Genomic DNA, 18,158 nt, shown 5'->3' with positions numbered 1-18,158 from the left:
GCGATGGTTCATCCTTGCCTCTTTTTTACAGCAAATGCGTTTGTATGTAATTCATACTCTTTTCAACCACAGCATCCTTCATAATAAAACTATAATCATCACTCAATCGATCACTTAGGTGTGGATCATCAATGAACACAGGGCCATCCGTTTCTAGAAAGTCATCTTTCCTTATCAGTTCCTTAATCTCTCCGTAAAAAATCGCTTTAATAAATCTCTCATCCCCATTACGAACTTCATAATGGCCAATTTTTATTAACTTATTTAACACGCCGCCTGTCTCTTCGAATACTTCCCGGGTTGCAGCTTCCACTAATGTTTCCCCGGGCTCCACTTTCCCACCAGGAAATTCAAGACCTCTTTTTTTATGTTTGGTCAGTATCCACCCATTTTTATATTTACTTAAAATAAGAACATGTTTGACAATAGCACCAAACCTATTTTCTCCAAACGAGAGCAACACTTGTGCTCCCAAATGATCCCTAAACATCTCCATGAACCCTTCACCCTTAATCCTTCTATGTTATTTACATCATAGCGGAAACCAGTTGTTTTTCCAATTGTATATCTGTCGAAGGGATTGAAGTTGATAAGGTATCAAAGAAATAAAGATGCAAAAACAGACAAACCGCTTTCGAATTACGTAAGCGGTTTGTTGTTTAGAATACCCATAGACTCAATATGTTTTTTAGCTTCTTCATCACCGAGATTATAGATCATTTTATACACTTGAACCGTAACTGAATCATAGGCATCATTTTCTCTATCATGATGATATTGTACATATGGAACGTGTGCACGGAAAAAGTTTTCCCAGTCATTTGCATGATTTTGATCAAAATACTCACGAAGCTGAATGATCTCATCATCTGTGGCTTCAATTTTAAAATTCCAAGGAGAGCTCGTTCTGCTTTGTGTGATTTCTCCTGTGCTAACCGAAATATAGTATGTCTTTCTCTCATTATCCATGACCGACACTCCCTTTTTTATTATAATTAGCACATGGAAATGATTTATTCTCTTTTTCCCAACACCTTCATGAAGAAAATTAAAGAATAGTTTACATATTTACGGGTATTGCTGAAGTATAATGATAACAATACCTTTATAATAAAAATAAGGGAGGTGAAAATCGTGAAGCTTGTAGATGAAATATACGAGTTTTATCGGCACAAGTTAACAGGTGATGAAGAAGATATTGATATGCTTGCTTTTGCCTTTTTAGAGGAGTTAACGCAAGAAGATTTGCTAAATATTATTAAGGATCTCGATAAGCAGGAATTGTACGATTTAGTTGGTGTCTATCTCATTGAAGGATTGAAAGGGAAATTTGCTCAAGAAGAATACGGCCAACGGAAAATCCCAAACTTCCAACAACGGAACTTTCACTAACGGTACATAGAAGAAACGAAAGCACATATACAGAAGCTGACTAAAACTAGTCAGCTTCCTTTATTTTACTCTATATAGTCTCTGCAACAATAACTGACCAACCTTTACCTTTATAGGCATTATACCCTTCTGTTAATGAGTATGCGAAAATTTGATTATCCTCAATCGTATACCCTCGAGTTTCTCTTCCGGATAGAATATTTTGGACAGCTTTTAAATGAGTGAGCTTGGTTTTTAAAATTTCAGTACGGTCCTTTGAAGCGATAACATAACCTTCTGAATTGATGGCATAAAGCTTACTTTTTTCATCTGTTTGAACGCGGTCAATAATGTCATAAATGTACTCCCAGTTAAATCGGGTGGTGAATACCCCAATGACTTCCCCTGCATCATTTCGAACCGGACTAGAATACCCCATGGTATGCCCTTCAACAACAGAAGAATAGTACATATCTGTAACGTACACATCGTTTGTTTTTACCGTTTCTTGAAACCACTCCCGGTCACTCATATTTCGCCCAACTTGACTCTGATTTTGCGCGGCAACCAGAATTTCTCCCGATAAATCAACAACGAATAAATCAAAATACACTTCATAAATCTTATAAATATTTTTCATGAATGCTTCAGCTGTCTTTTTGGAAGCAGGAGTAGGCTGAATTAAACATTCCTTAATGGCATCAAAGGTTGCCCATGCCTGAACATCACAATTTCTTTCAAATAAATTCCGATCAATTTTATCAATCGTATCAAAGGCAATATCTACCGTTCTTAATGCAATAATATTATTTGCCTTTGTTTGTATACTTTTAATAATACTCTCACTTGCTTTGCTAGAATCTAAGCAATCTTGAGCAAACTTTTTAATCTCCTTGGCAACAACTGAAAATGCTCGTCCTGCTTCTCCCGCTCTTGCTGCCTCAATTCCTGAATTTAATGCTAATATATTGGATTTCATGGAAATGTCTTTAATATTTTGCATAACACCTTCCATCTTACTATTTTCTTGCTTTAATTCATTCATCAGCACGGATACATTTAAATTTTTCTCTTGAGTACTGACCATCTACTCATTCTCCTCTCAACCGAACATCTATGTTATGTTTTGTGACATGATACGATAAATAATATCACAATTCTGAAAAAAATGTCGATTCAGAGAATAGAAAAATTTTAATAATTTATGAACAAAAAAAAAACAACCCTGTTCAAGCAACTGGTCTGTTATCAAAATGTAAGGTTACAGACTTTGGCTCTGTAATTATTCATTGATGTTTTCGAATAGGTAAGAGAATGAATAGGCGGAGAATTTCCGGCTAATGTATTTAGAGGAAGCTTAAGAAGCAGAAATAAGCGGAGGAATTCCGGTTAACTGCTCTAAATAAGCCGAATTTTAAAGATTTGGATCACATAAGCGGAAAAACTCCTCTTATTCTTAAGGAAATATGGGTATTTCCCAATTTAGTCGGAATTTATCCAGTTATTTTCAAACTCAGTGAAATCAACATTAGTTTTATAACAGTATCTTGGCAATAAAATGCATGATACATTAGGTGGCACTTTGTAATATTCCTACACAACAAAAAGCCCTGCATTTTGCAGGACAAAAGGTATAACAAATATAAGAGATTTTCAAACGTATTTATATAAAAAGTGATAGGTATCTGAACCCGTTTCTGTTCAAGATGTTTTTACAATTATACTGATTCACCTAAATACGCTTTTAACATCCACACATGTTTTTCGAGTGTGGAATGAATCGCTAGGAACATGTCACCTGTTGCCTCATCGTTCATCTCTTCCGCTAAAGACATTCCACTTTTTAGTTCTTCGATTAACAATGAAAAATCAGTTGAGAGGCTTTGAACCATTTCAACCGCTGTTTCACTACCTGTAGACTCTTTGATACTTGATTTCTCTAAGTATTCCTTCATTGTAGCAATGGGCTCTCCTCCTATGGATAGGAGTCTTTCGGCTAATTCGTCAATATGAATAGCTGCTTCGTTATAAAACTCCTCAAATTTTGTATGCAGTGTAAAAAAGTCTTTCCCTTTAATATACCAATGAAAATTATGTAGCTTTACAAATAACACGCTCCAGTTAGAGATTTGGCTGTTCAACACATCATGTAGTTTATTATCCATATGCTCTCCTCCTAAATTTCTTATCCATGGTGTTACTCCCATTGTTATATTACCCATAATGGACAAGAAAAAACGTTTGACCAAGTGACAAATAATTAAAGTTCTTAATCACACATGCTAAAATAGAATGGGAGAAAGGAGGAATAATATGATAACTGTTCTAATTATTTGTCTCATCATTGTAGGTATTGTCTTACTTTTATCGGTTGTCACAACTTCAAAGGCCTATTCATATAAACATACCGTTGATTCACTTGAGGATAACCCAAATATACATACAGAAAGCGATCAAAAAAAAGAAGAGTGAGGGTATCTTAGTGAATATACTTTCTATTTTTGTTGGAATTATTTTCTTCCTCAACATTTTACTTGCTATCATTGTCATTTTTTTAGAAAGAAGAGATCCTAGTGCCACCTGGGCCTGGATTTTAGTACTATTTTTCATTCCTGTACTCGGCTTTATCATGTATTTACTTTTTGGACAAAATTTAAGCAGAAAGAAAATGTTTTATTGGGAAGATCGTGACAAAGTAGGAATAGAGTCTTTAATCAAAGAGCAAATCACACAATTGAACCAAAGAAGTTTTCCTTTCCAAAATTCAACCGAAGAAAAAAGTCGTGACCTTATTCATATGCATTTAATTAATAATGCTGCCACGTTTTCTCAACATAACGACATTCAAATTTTCACTGATGGCAAAGAAAAATTTCACTCACTCTTTCATGATATAGAGAATGCTAAAGACCATATCCATCTGCAATACTATATCATCAAAAACGACGAACTCGGCAGAAGATTAATGAAAGTGTTATCACAAAAGGCACGTACTGGAGTAAAGGTTCGGGTTCTTTACGATGAGCTAGGCTCCCGATCATTAAGAAAATCATTTTTCAAGGAGCTGCGCCAAGCTGGCGGAGAGGTTGAAGCCTTCTTCCCTTCAAAGCTTCCTTTAATTAATTTGCGATTAAATTATCGTAATCATCGTAAACTCGCTATCATTGATGGAAAAATCGGTTATGTAGGCGGATTTAATGTAGGAGATGAGTATTTAGGATTAAATAAACGGTTCGGATACTGGCGTGACACACATATTCGGATTGTTGGTGAAGCAGTACACCCTATACAAACTAGGTTTATTCTCGATTGGAACCAAGCTTCCTATCGGTATGATATTAACTATTCCCCTCGTTACTTCCAACATCCAATTAGCAGTGGAGATGTTGGCCTACAGATTGTAACAAGCGGACCTGACTCAGAGTGGGAACAAATTAAAAATGGCTATATAAAAATGATTTCTTTAGCAAAAGAAACTATTTTTATTCAGACCCCATACTTTATTCCGGACTCTAGTCTTTTAGATGCATTAAGAATCGCTTGTTTATGTGGAGTCGATGTAAAAATTATGATCCCCAATAAGCCAGACCATATGTTTGTCTATTGGGCTACTTATTTTTATGTTGGAGAAATGCTGAAAGCTGGGGCAAAAATTTATATTTATGAAAAAGGGTTTATCCATTCAAAATCCATTGTCGTAGATCATGAAATTGCATCTGTTGGGACAGCAAATATCGATGTACGAAGCTTCCGCCTTAATTTTGAAGTGAACGCATTCATCTATCATAAAGGATTTTCTAACATACTAATGGAACAATTTTCTGAGGATATGAAGGCTTCAACGGAATTAACTCTTGAGAATTATATAAAAAGACCAGTGAAGATTCGTCTAAAAGAATCAATATCAAGGCTATTGTCACCAATTCTATAAAAAATAGCCGAGCAAAAATGCTCGGCTCTATTTTTTAGGCAAATACCTGTTTCAAATTTTCTTTTGATTGTTCAAGCCAAAAACGCATTAATCGTTTAGCTCCCTCAAGATCGTGAAGCTTCGCTTGACCACATTGTGTTTCATTAGCTGCAGGAATCTCAACGATTTCCACGGCTGATTTCATCGTATCCTCGAGTAGATCAATAATTTCTTCCACCGAAGGCTCTCCACTCACGACTAGGTAATAACCTGTTTGACATCCCATTGGAGAAATATCAATAATATCAAAATGGCTATATTTCTCAGCATGCTCACGTAGGTTAAATGCTAATAAGTGTTCCAATGTATGAATAACATCTGGCTTCATTGCTTGCTTATTTGGTTGACAGAATCGAATATCAAATTTATTAACAACTCCATCACTACCCACTTTATGTACTCCACAATGTCTTACATAAGGGGCTTTCACTGCATTATGATCTAGTTCAAAGCTTTCTACAGAAGGCATTTGTTCCACTCCTATCCCATTCAATTTCTCTTTTCAGTATACAACAATTATTACGCATTATCTCTACTTAACCACATGCCATTTTTTAGACTAATTATCCTATTTATGTTATGTTGTTCGTATATAGGAAGAGGAAAGTGAGAGATTTACATGCTAAAAAAGGCGATGATTGCCTTTATCCGTTTCTATCAAATTGCCCTTTCTCCGCTCAAGCCACCAAGCTGTCGCTTCTACCCCACTTGCTCACACTATGGATTAGAGGCCATTCAAAGATTTGGACCGATTAAAGGTGGTTACCTAACCATTAAACGTTTATTAAAATGTCACCCTTTTCATCCAGGTGGGTTTGATTATGTTCCCGAAAAAAAGGAAAGAAAGAACTAGATGCCCTCATACCCATTTTCAACAGCGTCTAATCTACCTGTTTCAGGGTCAATGACAAGTCCATGTACAGGAACTCCTTTTGGAAGTAGAGGATGTTTCTTAATCATGTTCACACTGTGCTTCACGCTATCAGACACATTGTCAAATCCATGCATCCACTCGGAGACGTTAATGCCAGAGTAGTTAAGCATATCAAGCGTCTCTTGAGTAATTCCCCGCTCTTTCATGCTTTCGATGACTACATCAGCCTTCATTCCACTCATTCCACAATCATAATGACCAATGACCAGAACCTCATCTGCCTGCAACTGATACACAGCTACAAGTAAACTTCTCATAATACTTCCAAACGGATGCGTAACAAGTGCACCAGCATTTTTTATGAGTTTTACATCCCCATTTGAGACGTTCATCGCTTTAGGTAACAGCTCTAATAATCTTGTGTCCATACAAGTTAAAATAACCAGTCGTTTGTTCGGGAATTTTGTTGTTGTATATTCCTCATACCGTTTTTCTTCAACAAACTGTTGATTATACTCTAAAATTTCATCTAACAATCTCATCCTGGTACCCCCTTATTTGTACTTATGACTATAATACAAGATAATTGCAAAACAAGACAATTTTTTTGGTTGCATAAATCTCGACTTTTAGGTAATATAACTAATGTAAATCGTAACCGTTTCGGATTATCTATTAAAATTCAAAATTACAACTATCTTTATATACTTTAAATCGAAATTATTACGTTTTATCCATAATCGAGAGGAGATTAAGCATGTTTCGTAAAAATACAGTATTTATTTTAATGCTACTCATTGCCACAGTTCTTGCAGGTTGTCAGGGAGAAACAACTGAAACGAGTCAAGAAAACGATAAACTATCAATCTATACAACCGTTTATCCACTACAGTATTTCACAGAACGTATTGGTGGAGATTTAGTAAGTGTCAACTCCATTTATCCTAATGGTGCAGATGAACACTCATTTGAGCCATCTCAAAAAGACATGATTGATCTTGCAGATTCTGACCTTTTCTTCTACATTGGTCTAGGTTTAGAAGGGTTCGTTTCAAAGGCAGAACAAGCCCTAAAAAATGAAAACGTCACTTTAGTAGCAACTGCTGAACATATCACCTTTGAAGAGCATGCGGAAGATGAACATGCTCACGAAGAAGAAGATGGACATAATCATGGTGATGTAGACCCACATGTATGGCTTGACCCTATTTATTCTATTAGCCTAGCAGAAGAAATTAAAGAGCAACTTCTTGAAAAGTTACCAAATAATAAAGAGCAAATCGAAGAAAACTTCGCAGCACTAGAAAAAGAATTACAGCAATTAAATGAAGACTTTACTGAAGTAACAAGCACAGCAAAACACAAGGAATTTTTAGTATCTCACGCCGCATTTGGTTACTGGTCAGAGCGTTACGGACTTGAGCAAATCAGCGTGTCGGGCTTGGCTTCAACAAATGAGGCTACTCAAAAAGAGCTTGAAACGATTATCGCTGAAGCCGAGGAACATGATCTACATTATATTTTCTTCGAACAAAATGTAAGCTCAAAGCTAACTGAAATTGTTCAAAAGGAAATTGGTGCAGAACCATTAACCCTCCATAATCTATCAACCTTAACGGATGCAGATGTAAAAGATGAACGCACGTACTTTACCATTATGAAAGATAATTTGGAAGCATTACAAACCGCTTTAAACAAATAGTATAATTCACCCCCTCGGTATTCGAGGGGGTTTCACTGTTTTCAGATCCATTATCTGTCACTATATCGCCTTATTTCTAGTGAAAATAGGAAAAGATTACATATTTATTTTTTATTAGAAAAGAATAAAGTGGTGAGTATATTGAAAGGGAGATCGTAATGGATGATTTACTAATTGCACGCTCGTTATTCGGAACTACTATGGGTTTTCATATTATTTTTGCAACGATCGGGGTAGGCTTGCCTTTTATGATGCTTACGGCTGAGCTTATGTATCAAAAAACGAAAGACCAAGAGTATGTAGTTATGGCTAAGCGCTGGACAAAAGCCTTTGCCGTACTACTTGGTGTCGGGATTCCAACAGGTACAATCGCTGGAGTTCAACTATCTCTATTATGGCCAGGTTTTATGGAAGTGATCGGTGTCGTTATGGCCCTTCCCTTCCAAATTGAAATATATGCTTTCTTTATTGAAGCACTATTTATGTCCATTTATGTATATGCTGCTGAGCGTATTCCTCCTTGGGCTCGAATCACAAGCCTCGTACTTGTGGCAATTGGTGCTTTAGCATCTGCTGTTCTCATAACGAATGTTCACGCCTGGGAAGGGACACCCACAGGATTTAGAATCGAAAACGGGATGATAACCGATGTTGATCCGTGGGCAGCATTTTTTAACCCGAGCTTTATTGTCACAGCGGGACATGTGGCGTTATCTGCTTATACAACAGGTGCATTTGTGATTGCGTCCGTATCAGCCTATAAACTATGGAGAACTGAATTTAATACACGCATCTACCATTTTCACAAAAAAGCATTAACACTGAGTCTCATTGTTGGAGGAATATTTTCTCTATTAACCGCCATAAACGGCCATGAATCCGCTCAATATTTACATGAGTACCAACCTGAAAAATTGGCAGCCGCAGAAGGATTATTTGAAACTCAATCACATGCCCCTCTCGTTATCGGAGGATTTACTGACCGTGAAACCGAAGAGGTTAAGTACGCGATTCACATTCCTTGGGCCCTAAGCTTTTTAGCGGGAAATAGCTTTGATACCGTCGTTAAGGGACTGAAAGAATGGCCAGAAGAAGAATGGCCACCGCTATTTGTTCACACCCTTTTCAATGGAATGGTAGGCATAGGATCTTTACTAATTTTATTACCTCTACTCGCTTTACTATGGATGAAATTTTTGAAAAAAGAAAAATATCCTCGTTGGATTCTTTCGACTTTTATTGCCTCTGGTCCTTTAGCAGTACTTGCGATTGAATTTGGATGGATTTTTGCTTGTACAGGAAGACAACCTTGGACGATTTACCGCGTCTTGTCAACGGCCGATTCAGCGACAACAGCAACAAATTTAGGTGTATTATTTCTAGCATTTGCAGCTGTATACGTCATTCTAGGAGTTTCAGTGGTCTTTGTCCTTCTCTATTATTTTAGAAAGAACACCGTTGAGGATGATTTACATCGAGCCGAACAAAAAGGTGTACCACTATATGGGTCCAATACGTAACGAGGCACCACTTGAAATGGAGGAGTGAAAATAGATGACAGATGCATTACTAGCCATCACTGTGTTATGGGGATTTGTATTCATCTATGCTGTTATGGCAACCATGGACTTTGGTGCCGGATTCTGGTCTATGATTTACTTCAATAGAACGCAGACTAAGGCTACTAACATCGCTAACCGATATTTGTCCCCCACATGGGAAGTAACCAACACATTTATTGTTGCTCTTGTTGTTGCTGTGTACAGTTTATTTCCATCCGCAGCGTATACGCTTGGAACCGTATTGCTTATTCCAGGCAGTATGATTTTGCTTTTGCTTGCCTTACGAAGTGCGTTTCTCGTTTTCTCAAATATTGCATCTGAATATCGAAAACCACTAACATATATCTCTGGAATTACAGGTATACTCATTCCTGGATTACTCATCAGCGTACTTCCAATTACACATGGCAACTATATCGACTTTTCTGATGGCCGCCAAACCCTTGATCTTATGAAACTTTTTACCAGCGCCAATGAATACGCGTTTATTGGATTTGCAATAAGTTCCACTTTGTTTTTATCATCCTTATTGCTTGCAGACTATTCAAAAACAGCGGAAGAATATGAGGCCTATGCTGTATATCGAAGAGATGCCATTATTCTAGGTCCTATCTCTCTGGCAATGGCGGTTCTCATTATGTTTACGCTCCGAATAGAAGCACCTTGGCTTTACGAAAAAATGATGGATAATCTGGCGTTTTTAATTACATCGGTTGTGTTTTTTGTCATTGGAGGGCTTGGATTGTTTTTACCTTCTGTCACTGGGGGACCAAAGGGAATGCCTCGCCTTACTGTTATTGCCATAACGATTCAATACTTACTTGCCAGTCTTGTCTACGGACAAGCACATTTGCCTTACATTGTTTACCCAGAGGTGACCATTCAAAACGCATTCACAGATCCGAATTCGTTCCGAGCTATTTTCGCAACCTATATAGCCGGTTTTGCTATTCTTTTTCCAGGGTTCTTTTATTTCTGGACATTATTTATGAATGACAAAAGATATCTACAGCAAAAACAACCACCAGAAGAAACGAAGACATAAAAAAACGTGCCCGATATTTGGTGTGAGACCAAATGAGGGCACGATTTTTTTCTAATCATTGTTTCGTAAAGCTTTCCTCAAAGATCGTTACGTCTTTCAACCTCTCACGATTTATCTCATATCCTATACCAGGGCCACTTGGAACATCAATCATTCCATTATGGACCATCACTTCAGGAGTTGTAATATCCTCCTCCCAGTATCGGCTACTGGCAGAAATATCTCCAGCAATCGTGAAGTTAGGCTGAGATGCAATAGCGATATTGTGTGCTCTGGAGATACCAAATTCCAGCATTCCACCACACCAGACGGGTACTCCTTTTTCCAAACAAAAATCATGAATGTCCTTTACCGTTTGAATCCCGCCTACTCTGCCAGCTTTTATATTTATTACCCGGCAGCTTCCTAGCTCTATTGCTTTCTTAGCATCGTCCAAAGTGACAATACTCTCATCTAAACAAATCGGTGTTTGTAGCACAGATTGTAGCTTTGCATGCTCGACAATATCATCGTATCCTAGTGGTTGTTCGATCATTAGCAATCCAAACTCATCAAGTGCTTTTAATCGATGAGTATCCTTTAATATATAGGCAGAATTTGCATCGGCCATTAATTCAACATGAGGAAAATGTGTCCTGATTGATTGAATATACTCATAATCATTTTGTGGAGAGATTTTCACCTTCACCCGCTTGTAGCCATTCTCAAGATTTCTTTCAATTTGCAAAAGCGTCTCTTTCATCGACTTAGCCCCCACCACTACTCCTGATGGAATGGCACTTCGAGTCCCTCCGAGCAGGCTTGATAATGACTGTTCTCTTTCCTTTGCATATAGGTCCCATATCGCCATCTCAAGACCTGCTTTGGCCATAAAGTTTCTCCGAAATTGGTTAAAAACCGGAGAAACCTCACTCGGGTGCTCAATGTGATGCTGGAAGATCATCGGGATAAAAAATTCTTTTAGCATATGTAAGGAGGTTTGGACGGTCTCTTCCGTATACCAGGGAGAGGAAAAGGCTACTACCTCTCCAAACCCAAACACTCCGTCCCGATTCATTACCTCAATGACAATCCCTTCCCGTTCATGCACCGTACCTAAATGAGTGATAAACGGAGTCTTTAATTTCATGGAGACAACCGATAGCTTAATTTTCTCAATTCTCATTAGATGCTCCGCCTTTTACCCATTCCTTCAGACTTCTTCTTAAAAGCTTATTAGACGCACTTCTTGGTAGTTCGTCAACTATGCTGACCCTTTTAGGAACCTTGTATTTGGCTAATTTGGTTGAGGAATATTGTATGATCTCTTCTTCTGTTATCAATGGATCCCTAACAACAACAAAGGCTACCGGTACCTGTCCCCATTCCTGATCTTCCACACCGATAACCCCCGCTTCTTGAATAGCCACATGACCTTGCAAAACACCTTCAATTTCCGCTGGATAAATATTTTCTCCACCAGAGATAATCAAGTCAGAACGGCGATCCTGCACGTATAAGAAACCTTCATCATCAACATATCCTATGTCCCCAGTTGCAAACCATCCATCTTTTAGGTGCGAACTCTCTTTATTCAAATACCCTTTCGTGACATTCGGACCTTTTACATAGATTTCTCCTGACTCTAACGGTTGCTGTTCCAAACCATAAGAATCAACAATTTTTAATTGTGATGGAAAAAGTGCTTTTCCTGCTGAACCTAATTTGCTCAAGCTATATTCAGGAGATAAAGTTACAAATTGAGAGGCCGTTTCTGTCATTCCATACGTTTGATAAACTGGAACTTGTAGTTCCACACATCTTTCTAATAATGAAAGTGAAGCTGGGCCTCCTCCTAAAAGCATACAACGAAAATGACTTGGTAACTGGCTATCCAAGTGATCTAATAATCGTGAAAGCATCGTACTTACAACAGACATCGTTGTGACTTTCTCAGACGTTATATCTTGCAACGTTTTTTCCACGTCAAAGCTCTCGTGCAACACCATCTTCATTCCATAAATCATACTTCTCATTAAAATGGAATAGCCACTAATATGAAAAAGAGGAACTGCACATAACCACCCATCACCATCTTGCAATCCAAGATTTAAGCTTGAGCCAATTGCACTCCACCAATGGTTTCCATACGTTTGCATAACCCCTTTAGGAGAACCCGTCGTTCCAGAAGTGTACATGAGAGAGCAAACCTCTTCTAAAGCTACTTCATTCACAAGAGGTGGCTCAATATATGATGTTTGAAACAACTCATGTTTGTAGACGATATGTACATCTAATTGTTCCGCTTTTTCTTTAAACAATGCTTCCGTAATTAAAAAAGCTGAATTTGAGTCCTTCAACTGATAATTCAGTTCTTCTCGAGTTAGTCTTGTGTTAAGCAAAACTGCTTTTATACCAAGTAGCTGTAATGACAACAATATAACGACACTTTCGGAATGATTCGATAATAACAGTGCAACGTATTGATCCTGTCTCATTCCATATGTGTGCATTCGACCTGCTACATCGACACATTCCACATATAGCTGTTGAAATGTGTAGCGTTTATCTTCAAATATCAACGCCGTTCGACTAGGTGTCAAAAATGCTCTCTTTTTAAGAAAATTCGGCATGACTTCTATTGACAATTTTTTCACCCTCTTCCTAACTAAGTTATCAAATTGACCTTTCATTTTCAATGTTAGAGGTTTCATACAAAAAAGCTTGGCCATTTTGGGCCAAGCTCTTTACTAACCTATCAAGGGAAACGTGGGAATTGACCAAAGTCTGGCTTGCGTTTTTCTTTAAACGCATCGCGCCCTTCCTTTGCTTCATCCGTTGTGTAATAAAGGAGAGTAGCATCTCCAGCAAACTGTTGAATTCCAGCTAGTCCATCTGTATCTGCATTAAATGCTGCTTTTAAGAAACGAAGAGCAGTTGGGCTCTTTTCTAGCATTTCCTCACACCATTTAATTGTTTCTTCCTCCACTTGCTCAAGAGGAACAACTGTATTTACTAGCCCCATATCAAGTGCTTCTTGCGCATTGTATTGACGGCATAAATACCAAATTTCTCGTGCTTTTTTATGTCCCACGATTCTTGCTAAATAACCTGAACCATATCCAGCATCAAAGCTACCCACTTTAGGACCCGTTTGTCCGAAGATCGCATTATCAGCCGCAATGGTTAAATCACATACGATATGTAAAACATGTCCTCCACCAATTGCATATCCTTTTACCATCGCAACAACAGGCTTAGGAATTACACGAATTAAGCGTTGAAGATCAAGAACATTTAAACGAGGGATTTCGTCTTCTCCAACGTATCCACCATGTCCACGTACTTTTTGATCTCCTCCTGAACAGAATGCTTGGTCTCCAGCTCCTGTTAAGACGATTACACCTACATTACGGTCGTCACGTGCATAAGCAAACGCATCAATTAATTCCATGACCGTCTTAGGACGAAATGCATTTCGCACTTCTGGACGATTGATGGTAATCTTAGCAATACCGTTATATGTTTCATACAGAATATCTTCGTAATTTCTTTGAGATACCCACTCAGCTGTCAATGTGTTTTCCTCCCTTAATTAAGAATCGGATTTATTCGACAAAAACCCACTTACTATTGTACCAAATTTTTCAGGTTGTTCCACATGTATTGCATGTCCACATCCATCAATATTTACCCACTGACTTTTTTTTAGATATTTTGTCATCTTTTCAGCAATGTTGACAAATTTCTGATCCATGGAACCCGTAAGCAATAAGACTTTACCGGGGTACTCATTTAGTCTTTCCCAATAGCTTGGTTGTGACCCCGTTCCCATTCCAATCAAGCTATTTGCCAATCCCTTAATAGAGTTTTGCTTTCTTTGCTCTTTTATTCGTTGGCGAATGAGTACTGGTAATTTTTTTTGACTTTCGAATAACGGAATATTGCTCCAATATTCGACGAACCAATCTAATCCATTTTTCTGAATTTTATTGGCTAACTGTTCATCCTGTTCTCTTCTACTCCTTCTATCTTCCTCCGTTACAAGTCCTGGAGAAGCACTTTCGAGAACAAGGTTACGTACTAAGGTCGGATTCATCAATGCAAATGCAAGCGCCACTCGACCTCCCATTGAGTATCCAACCACATCTGCTTGCTCTATGTTTAAATTTTGAAAAATAGAACGTAAATCCTCCACCACCGACTTCATTTCATACCGTTCAATCGAATCTGGGGATGACGATTTTCCATGTCCGACAAGATCAACTTTGATGATTCTCGAGTTTTTCTTTAACAGCTCTTCACAATCCGACCATGTAGAAATATCACCGGTAAATCCATGAAGTAGAACAATCGGAAAACCCTCTCCTGATACTTCGACATGATATTCTACCCCATGCACCTCAATTTTCATCAGCTTTCGCCACGCAAATTCCGACTAATTTCCCGGGAAACATAATCCCACAAATTTCGATGTTCTTGTAGGTTTTCATCTCTTTTTGTCGGAACTTCAATAACCGATAATCCTTCTTTCGCCAAAGTTTGCTCAAAAGAGGAAGTAAGCTCCATCCAAGTAGAAACTCGGCTAAAAGTCCCGCCGTACATGGAGACAGCTGGTTCAAAATCAAGGTCTAACGGAGTACCAAATAGACGTTCAAAATGCTGCGGATGACTTGCCTGAGGAAGGAAACTAAAAATCCCACCACCATTGTTATTTAGCACAATAACACTTAGGTCAATATGATATAACTTAGAAGCAATGAGACCGTTTAAATCATGGAAAAAAGTTAAATCTCCAAGTACTAAATACATAGGCTTGTGAACCGTCCCAGCACCAAGAGCAGATGAAATCACTCCATCAATACCATTTGCACCGCGATTTGCCATGATTCTGATCGACTTTTGATTATTAAAGAAAAAAGTATCCACATCACGGATTGGCATGGAATTCCCAACAAACAAAGTAGCTCCATCAGGCAGCAATTCTACTAATTCATAAAATAAACGACTCTCACTGAGGGATTCATTTTCCTTTACACGGAACAAAGCTGCTTTTGTTATCTCATTCATTTGTTGCCACTTTTCAAGAAACAATGTATCCTGATTTTCTTTTAAAAGAGGAAGAAGAGATTCACAAAATTCGACTTCATCACAATAAACCATGTTTGTGGTTAATAAGGATGGGTCTCTCCAACCTTCCCCACCATCAACCACAAATTGAGGGACTTGCTCATTCTTTTTCATAAATAATGAAAATGCTTTTGAAATAGGCATCGCCCCAAATCGAATAATTACATCTGGTGCTAAATGACTTACGGCATCGTCATTTCTTAAAAATGTATCATAGCTTTCTATTATATGTACAAACTCGTGGTTTCCACTTCGTAACTGCGATAAGGGATCCGCAATAATCGGATACTGTAACTTTGCAGCTAGCATAGTAATGGCATTAGCAAAGGTGGGATGATCGATTTCACCACAAACAATCAATCCATTTTTATGTTCATTCAACTCGTTCGCAATGGATCTTAATTGATTTTCATTCAGGGCCAGACGACCTTGTTCAATGTGAACATATCCCTTTTCTCTTTCTGGCATGATAAATATATTTTCACTTGTTAAATCAGGCACAAGTGGTTCACGAAGTGGAAAATTCAAATGCACGGGACCAGCTGGAGAAGATAAAGCGGTTGCAACAGCACGACCTGCAACAGTGCGCGCATAACGAAGCATCTCTTTGGAGCCCTCCGGATGAGACATTTCGATAAACCATTTTACATGCTTCCCGTATAAATTCACCTGATCCATTGCTTGTGGTGCACCAACATCACGAAGCTCATGTGGTCGATCCGCTGTGATAACTAGAAGAGGTACCCTTGATAAATTCGCTTCAGCTATTGCAGGGAAATAGTTCGCTGCTGCTGTTCCCGAAGTACAAAGCAAGACGGTCGGATTTCGGGAAGCCTTGGCCATTCCCAACGCAAAAAAGGCTGCTGATCTTTCATCTACATGAATATGCAGACGAAGATCAGGGTGTTCAGCCATAATCATCGCAATAGGAGTGGACCTTGACCCTGGGCTAACAACAACGTCCTTCACTCCTGCATGTATTAATTCTGCTACAAAAGAAGCAATGTATTTCGTTAATGCTTGTTGGTGATTCATTACTCTTTCCCCCTTAAGGCAGAAAGCATAGGACGAAACTTGATATTCGTCTCTTGATACTCACTGTCTACATTCGAATCCTTAACGATTCCACAACCGGCAAATAAAGAAGCCTCGTTTCCTTGTAACAATCCTGAACGTATCGCAACCGCAAATTCTCCATTACCTTCAAAATCAATCCAACCGATCGGTGCCGCATACATTCCTCTATCTAAGTCTTCCATTAACCGGATGCTCTCTATTGCTTCTTTTCTTGGAACCCCACCTAAAGCAGGCGTGGGATGAAGCAGGTTCACAAGCTGAAGTAACGAACTTTCCTCATCAGCTATTCCAACCACTGGTGTGTATAAGTGCTGAATATGCTTATTTTTCAACAACTGTGGGTGAGACGGAATTCGAACCTCATGACATACCTTTTCCATCGCTTCCTTAATCATCTCAACAACAAATTGATGTTCATTCAAATTCTTTTCATCACATAGAAGTTCATTACCTAGTAACTCGTCTTCTTTTATAGTCTTCCCTCTGGCTATGGAACCGGCCAAACAGGTGGAGTACACATTGTTTTTTACCTTTTTAACTAATCTTTCTGGTGATGCTCCAATAAAACAGTCCCCTCTAGACTCAAAGGCAAAAATAAAACTGTCTCTCTGTTCCTCTAAAAGATTCATAATCACAGGCTCTACTGGAATTTGCTCTTCGAATTGAAGTCTGAGCTCTCTAGCAAGAACAACCTTTTTCATGGTTCCTGCCTTTAGTAATTCTACGACCTCGCTCACACGTTTCTTCCAATTTTCAGGATAAACTTCATTTACCTGTGATAAGTTGGTCAACTGTGGCAATTCTTGCTTTTCTATTCCATTAAATAACGATTTTCTCTCTTGTTCAGCTAGCTCATACATTGAATCATCATCTTCAGCCGAACAAAGAAGGTTAGTCGTTAAATAGTATTCTCCTTTAATTACACTAACTAGGTACTTTGGTATATGAAAAAGGGAATGTGGAAACTGTGCCCAAAGATCGGTTTTCTCTTTCAATGGATCAAAGGAAAATCCACCCAACATAATGGGTCCAGTAGCAGTTGGTTTCTCTTCCATTAGCATGATGCTATGACTCATAAGCTCTTGCCATTGCTTCTCCACATGAAAAAAGCGGCCAGAAGCCTGATCCGATTGTATTTCTTTACATATTCCAATGCCAATCATAACTACTTCATCAGAGGGATCTTTCCAAAAAAAGCGCTCGCCAACAAATTGGTCTCTTCCAGCTGCAAATACAGACAGAGGCTGAACCGGATGAATCCTTTGGACTTCGCTAACTAATACGGGCATTGAAAGCTTGCGTGCTTTCTCAATTGCTTCAATGATCCCTTCTTTAAGCTCCGTATTCTGAATGGTAACCAAATTCGTACAACTCCTGTTAAATAACGTTATAAACTTATTTTAAGATACACCTCAATCCAAGATCATGTCAACAAAAGGAACCTTCGA

At 38.3% G+C, this 18,158-nt stretch carries 19 protein-coding genes; 7 read left to right on the top strand and 12 right to left on the bottom strand.

Annotation, left to right across the window (positions count from 1 at the left end):
* Positions 1-25: 25 nt before the first annotated feature.
* Positions 26-496, bottom strand: coding sequence for an RNA deprotection pyrophosphohydrolase (gene ytkD, locus ACFFHF_RS01375; RefSeq protein ID WP_377057460.1), 471 nt, complete (start codon positions 494-496; stop codon positions 26-28).
* Positions 497-639: 143 nt separating this feature from the next.
* A complete protein-coding gene (locus tag ACFFHF_RS01370; RefSeq protein WP_377057459.1) occupies positions 640-969 on the bottom strand; it encodes a hydrolase in 330 nt (109 codons plus the stop codon).
* 165 nt (positions 970-1,134) lie between these two features.
* Between ACFFHF_RS01370 and ACFFHF_RS01365 the strand changes: the two genes are divergently transcribed.
* The gene (locus ACFFHF_RS01365; protein ID WP_119709552.1) at positions 1,135-1,392 is read left to right on the top strand and encodes a DUF6154 family protein; all 258 of its coding nucleotides are present in this window, start codon (positions 1,135-1,137) and stop codon (positions 1,390-1,392) included.
* Between the two features lie 70 nt (positions 1,393-1,462).
* Here ACFFHF_RS01365 and ACFFHF_RS01360 read toward each other — a convergent pair whose 3' ends face one another.
* A complete protein-coding gene (locus ACFFHF_RS01360; protein ID WP_377057458.1) occupies positions 1,463-2,458 on the bottom strand; it encodes a methyl-accepting chemotaxis protein in 996 nt (331 codons plus the stop codon).
* Positions 2,459-3,089: 631 nt separating this feature from the next.
* Positions 3,090-3,536 (bottom strand): Dps family protein, encoded by a 447-nt coding sequence (locus tag ACFFHF_RS01355; protein WP_377057457.1) that lies wholly within the window; start codon positions 3,534-3,536, stop codon positions 3,090-3,092.
* 148 nt (positions 3,537-3,684) lie between these two features.
* Here ACFFHF_RS01355 and ytzI point away from each other — a divergent pair, with 148 nt between their 5' ends.
* Both ytzI and cls read left to right on the top strand, forming a co-directional pair.
* Positions 3,685-3,843, top strand: a complete 159-nt coding sequence (gene ytzI / locus ACFFHF_RS01350; RefSeq protein ID WP_160546893.1) for a YtzI protein — start codon at positions 3,685-3,687, stop codon at positions 3,841-3,843.
* A gap of 10 nt (positions 3,844-3,853) precedes the next feature.
* Positions 3,854-5,302: a cardiolipin synthase gene (gene cls / locus ACFFHF_RS01345; protein ID WP_377057456.1), complete on the top strand. Its 1,449-nt coding sequence runs from the start codon at positions 3,854-3,856 to the stop codon at positions 5,300-5,302.
* Between the two features lie 34 nt (positions 5,303-5,336).
* Here the strand turns inward: cls and ACFFHF_RS01340 are convergent, their stop codons facing one another.
* Entirely contained in the window at positions 5,337-5,810 is a 474-nt protein-coding gene (locus ACFFHF_RS01340; RefSeq protein ID WP_160546891.1) for an S-ribosylhomocysteine lyase, read from the bottom strand.
* 150 nt (positions 5,811-5,960) lie between these two features.
* Between ACFFHF_RS01340 and yidD the strand changes: the two genes are divergently transcribed.
* Positions 5,961-6,194, top strand: coding sequence for a membrane protein insertion efficiency factor YidD (yidD, locus tag ACFFHF_RS01335; RefSeq protein ID WP_160546890.1), 234 nt, complete (start codon positions 5,961-5,963; stop codon positions 6,192-6,194).
* On the opposite strand, the gene ACFFHF_RS01330 is transcribed toward yidD, so the two are convergent.
* The gene (locus tag ACFFHF_RS01330; protein WP_160546889.1) at positions 6,191-6,757 is read right to left on the bottom strand and encodes a beta-class carbonic anhydrase; all 567 of its coding nucleotides are present in this window, start codon (positions 6,755-6,757) and stop codon (positions 6,191-6,193) included. The genes yidD and ACFFHF_RS01330 overlap by 4 nt on opposite strands.
* Positions 6,758-6,972: 215 nt before the next feature.
* Between ACFFHF_RS01330 and ACFFHF_RS01325 the strand changes: the two genes are divergently transcribed.
* The 3 genes from ACFFHF_RS01325 to ACFFHF_RS01315 all read left to right on the top strand — a co-directional run bounded on the left by ACFFHF_RS01325 (position 6,973) and on the right by ACFFHF_RS01315 (position 10,524).
* The gene (locus ACFFHF_RS01325; protein WP_377057453.1) at positions 6,973-7,917 is read left to right on the top strand and encodes a metal ABC transporter solute-binding protein, Zn/Mn family; all 945 of its coding nucleotides are present in this window, start codon (positions 6,973-6,975) and stop codon (positions 7,915-7,917) included.
* Positions 7,918-8,075: 158 nt separating this feature from the next.
* Positions 8,076-9,437 carry a cytochrome ubiquinol oxidase subunit I gene (locus ACFFHF_RS01320; protein WP_377057452.1) on the top strand — a complete coding sequence of 454 codons (1,362 nt, stop codon included), beginning with the start codon at positions 8,076-8,078 and terminating at the stop codon, positions 9,435-9,437.
* A gap of 34 nt (positions 9,438-9,471) precedes the next feature.
* Positions 9,472-10,524 carry a cytochrome d ubiquinol oxidase subunit II gene (locus ACFFHF_RS01315; RefSeq protein ID WP_160546886.1) on the top strand — a complete coding sequence of 351 codons (1,053 nt, stop codon included), beginning with the start codon at positions 9,472-9,474 and terminating at the stop codon, positions 10,522-10,524.
* Between the two features lie 55 nt (positions 10,525-10,579).
* Here ACFFHF_RS01315 and menC read toward each other — a convergent pair whose 3' ends face one another.
* The 6 genes from menC to ACFFHF_RS01285 form a co-directional block, all read right to left on the bottom strand.
* A complete protein-coding gene (menC, locus tag ACFFHF_RS01310) occupies positions 10,580-11,689 on the bottom strand; it encodes an o-succinylbenzoate synthase (RefSeq protein WP_377057450.1) in 1,110 nt (369 codons plus the stop codon).
* The gene (locus ACFFHF_RS01305) at positions 11,679-13,151 is read right to left on the bottom strand and encodes an o-succinylbenzoate--CoA ligase (RefSeq protein WP_377057449.1); all 1,473 of its coding nucleotides are present in this window, start codon (positions 13,149-13,151) and stop codon (positions 11,679-11,681) included. The genes menC and ACFFHF_RS01305 overlap by 11 nt, the downstream gene beginning before the upstream one ends.
* A 110-nt stretch (positions 13,152-13,261) precedes the next feature.
* The gene (gene menB, locus ACFFHF_RS01300) at positions 13,262-14,080 is read right to left on the bottom strand and encodes a 1,4-dihydroxy-2-naphthoyl-CoA synthase (RefSeq protein WP_160546883.1); all 819 of its coding nucleotides are present in this window, start codon (positions 14,078-14,080) and stop codon (positions 13,262-13,264) included.
* Between the two features lie 18 nt (positions 14,081-14,098).
* Positions 14,099-14,917, bottom strand: coding sequence for a 2-succinyl-6-hydroxy-2,4-cyclohexadiene-1-carboxylate synthase (menH, locus tag ACFFHF_RS01295; RefSeq protein WP_340904988.1), 819 nt, complete (start codon positions 14,915-14,917; stop codon positions 14,099-14,101).
* Entirely contained in the window at positions 14,917-16,668 is a 1,752-nt protein-coding gene (menD, locus tag ACFFHF_RS01290; protein ID WP_340904989.1) for a 2-succinyl-5-enolpyruvyl-6-hydroxy-3-cyclohexene-1-carboxylic-acid synthase, read from the bottom strand. Before menD ends, menH begins: the two co-directional genes overlap by 1 nt.
* The gene (locus ACFFHF_RS01285; RefSeq protein WP_160546880.1) at positions 16,668-18,071 is read right to left on the bottom strand and encodes an isochorismate synthase; all 1,404 of its coding nucleotides are present in this window, start codon (positions 18,069-18,071) and stop codon (positions 16,668-16,670) included. Before ACFFHF_RS01285 ends, menD begins: the two co-directional genes overlap by 1 nt.
* Between the last annotated feature and the right edge of the window lie 87 nt (positions 18,072-18,158).

This window comes from Robertmurraya beringensis (genome assembly GCF_042433785.1).
In the GTDB taxonomy this organism is placed as follows: domain Bacteria; phylum Bacillota; class Bacilli; order Bacillales; family Cytobacillaceae; genus Robertmurraya_A; species Robertmurraya_A beringensis.
The sequence above is the reverse complement of the archived record's forward strand: the minus strand, read 5'-3'. Positions and strand labels throughout refer to the sequence as shown.

Coding starts and splice junctions, on each gene's coding strand:
- ytkD (WP_377057460.1), bottom strand. CDS start 496: ATGGAGATGTTTAGGGATCATTTGGGAGCACAAGTGTTGCTCTCGTTT.
- ACFFHF_RS01370 (WP_377057459.1), bottom strand. CDS start 969: ATGGATAATGAGAGAAAGACATACTATATTTCGGTTAGCACAGGAGAA.
- ACFFHF_RS01360 (WP_377057458.1), bottom strand. CDS start 2,458: ATGGTCAGTACTCAAGAGAAAAATTTAAATGTATCCGTGCTGATGAAT.
- ACFFHF_RS01355 (WP_377057457.1), bottom strand. CDS start 3,536: ATGGATAATAAACTACATGATGTGTTGAACAGCCAAATCTCTAACTGG.
- ytzI (WP_160546893.1), top strand. CDS start 3,685: ATGATAACTGTTCTAATTATTTGTCTCATCATTGTAGGTATTGTCTTA.
- ACFFHF_RS01340 (WP_160546891.1), bottom strand. CDS start 5,810: ATGCCTTCTGTAGAAAGCTTTGAACTAGATCATAATGCAGTGAAAGCC.
- yidD (WP_160546890.1), top strand. CDS start 5,961: ATGCTAAAAAAGGCGATGATTGCCTTTATCCGTTTCTATCAAATTGCC.
- ACFFHF_RS01330 (WP_160546889.1), bottom strand. CDS start 6,757: ATGAGATTGTTAGATGAAATTTTAGAGTATAATCAACAGTTTGTTGAA.
- ACFFHF_RS01325 (WP_377057453.1), top strand. CDS start 6,973: ATGTTTCGTAAAAATACAGTATTTATTTTAATGCTACTCATTGCCACA.
- ACFFHF_RS01320 (WP_377057452.1), top strand. CDS start 8,076: ATGGATGATTTACTAATTGCACGCTCGTTATTCGGAACTACTATGGGT.
- ACFFHF_RS01315 (WP_160546886.1), top strand. CDS start 9,472: ATGACAGATGCATTACTAGCCATCACTGTGTTATGGGGATTTGTATTC.
- menC (WP_377057450.1), bottom strand. CDS start 11,689: ATGAGAATTGAGAAAATTAAGCTATCGGTTGTCTCCATGAAATTAAAG.
- menH (WP_340904988.1), bottom strand. CDS start 14,917: ATGAAAATTGAGGTGCATGGGGTAGAATATCATGTCGAAGTATCAGGA.
- menD (WP_340904989.1), bottom strand. CDS start 16,668: ATGAATCACCAACAAGCATTAACGAAATACATTGCTTCTTTTGTAGCA.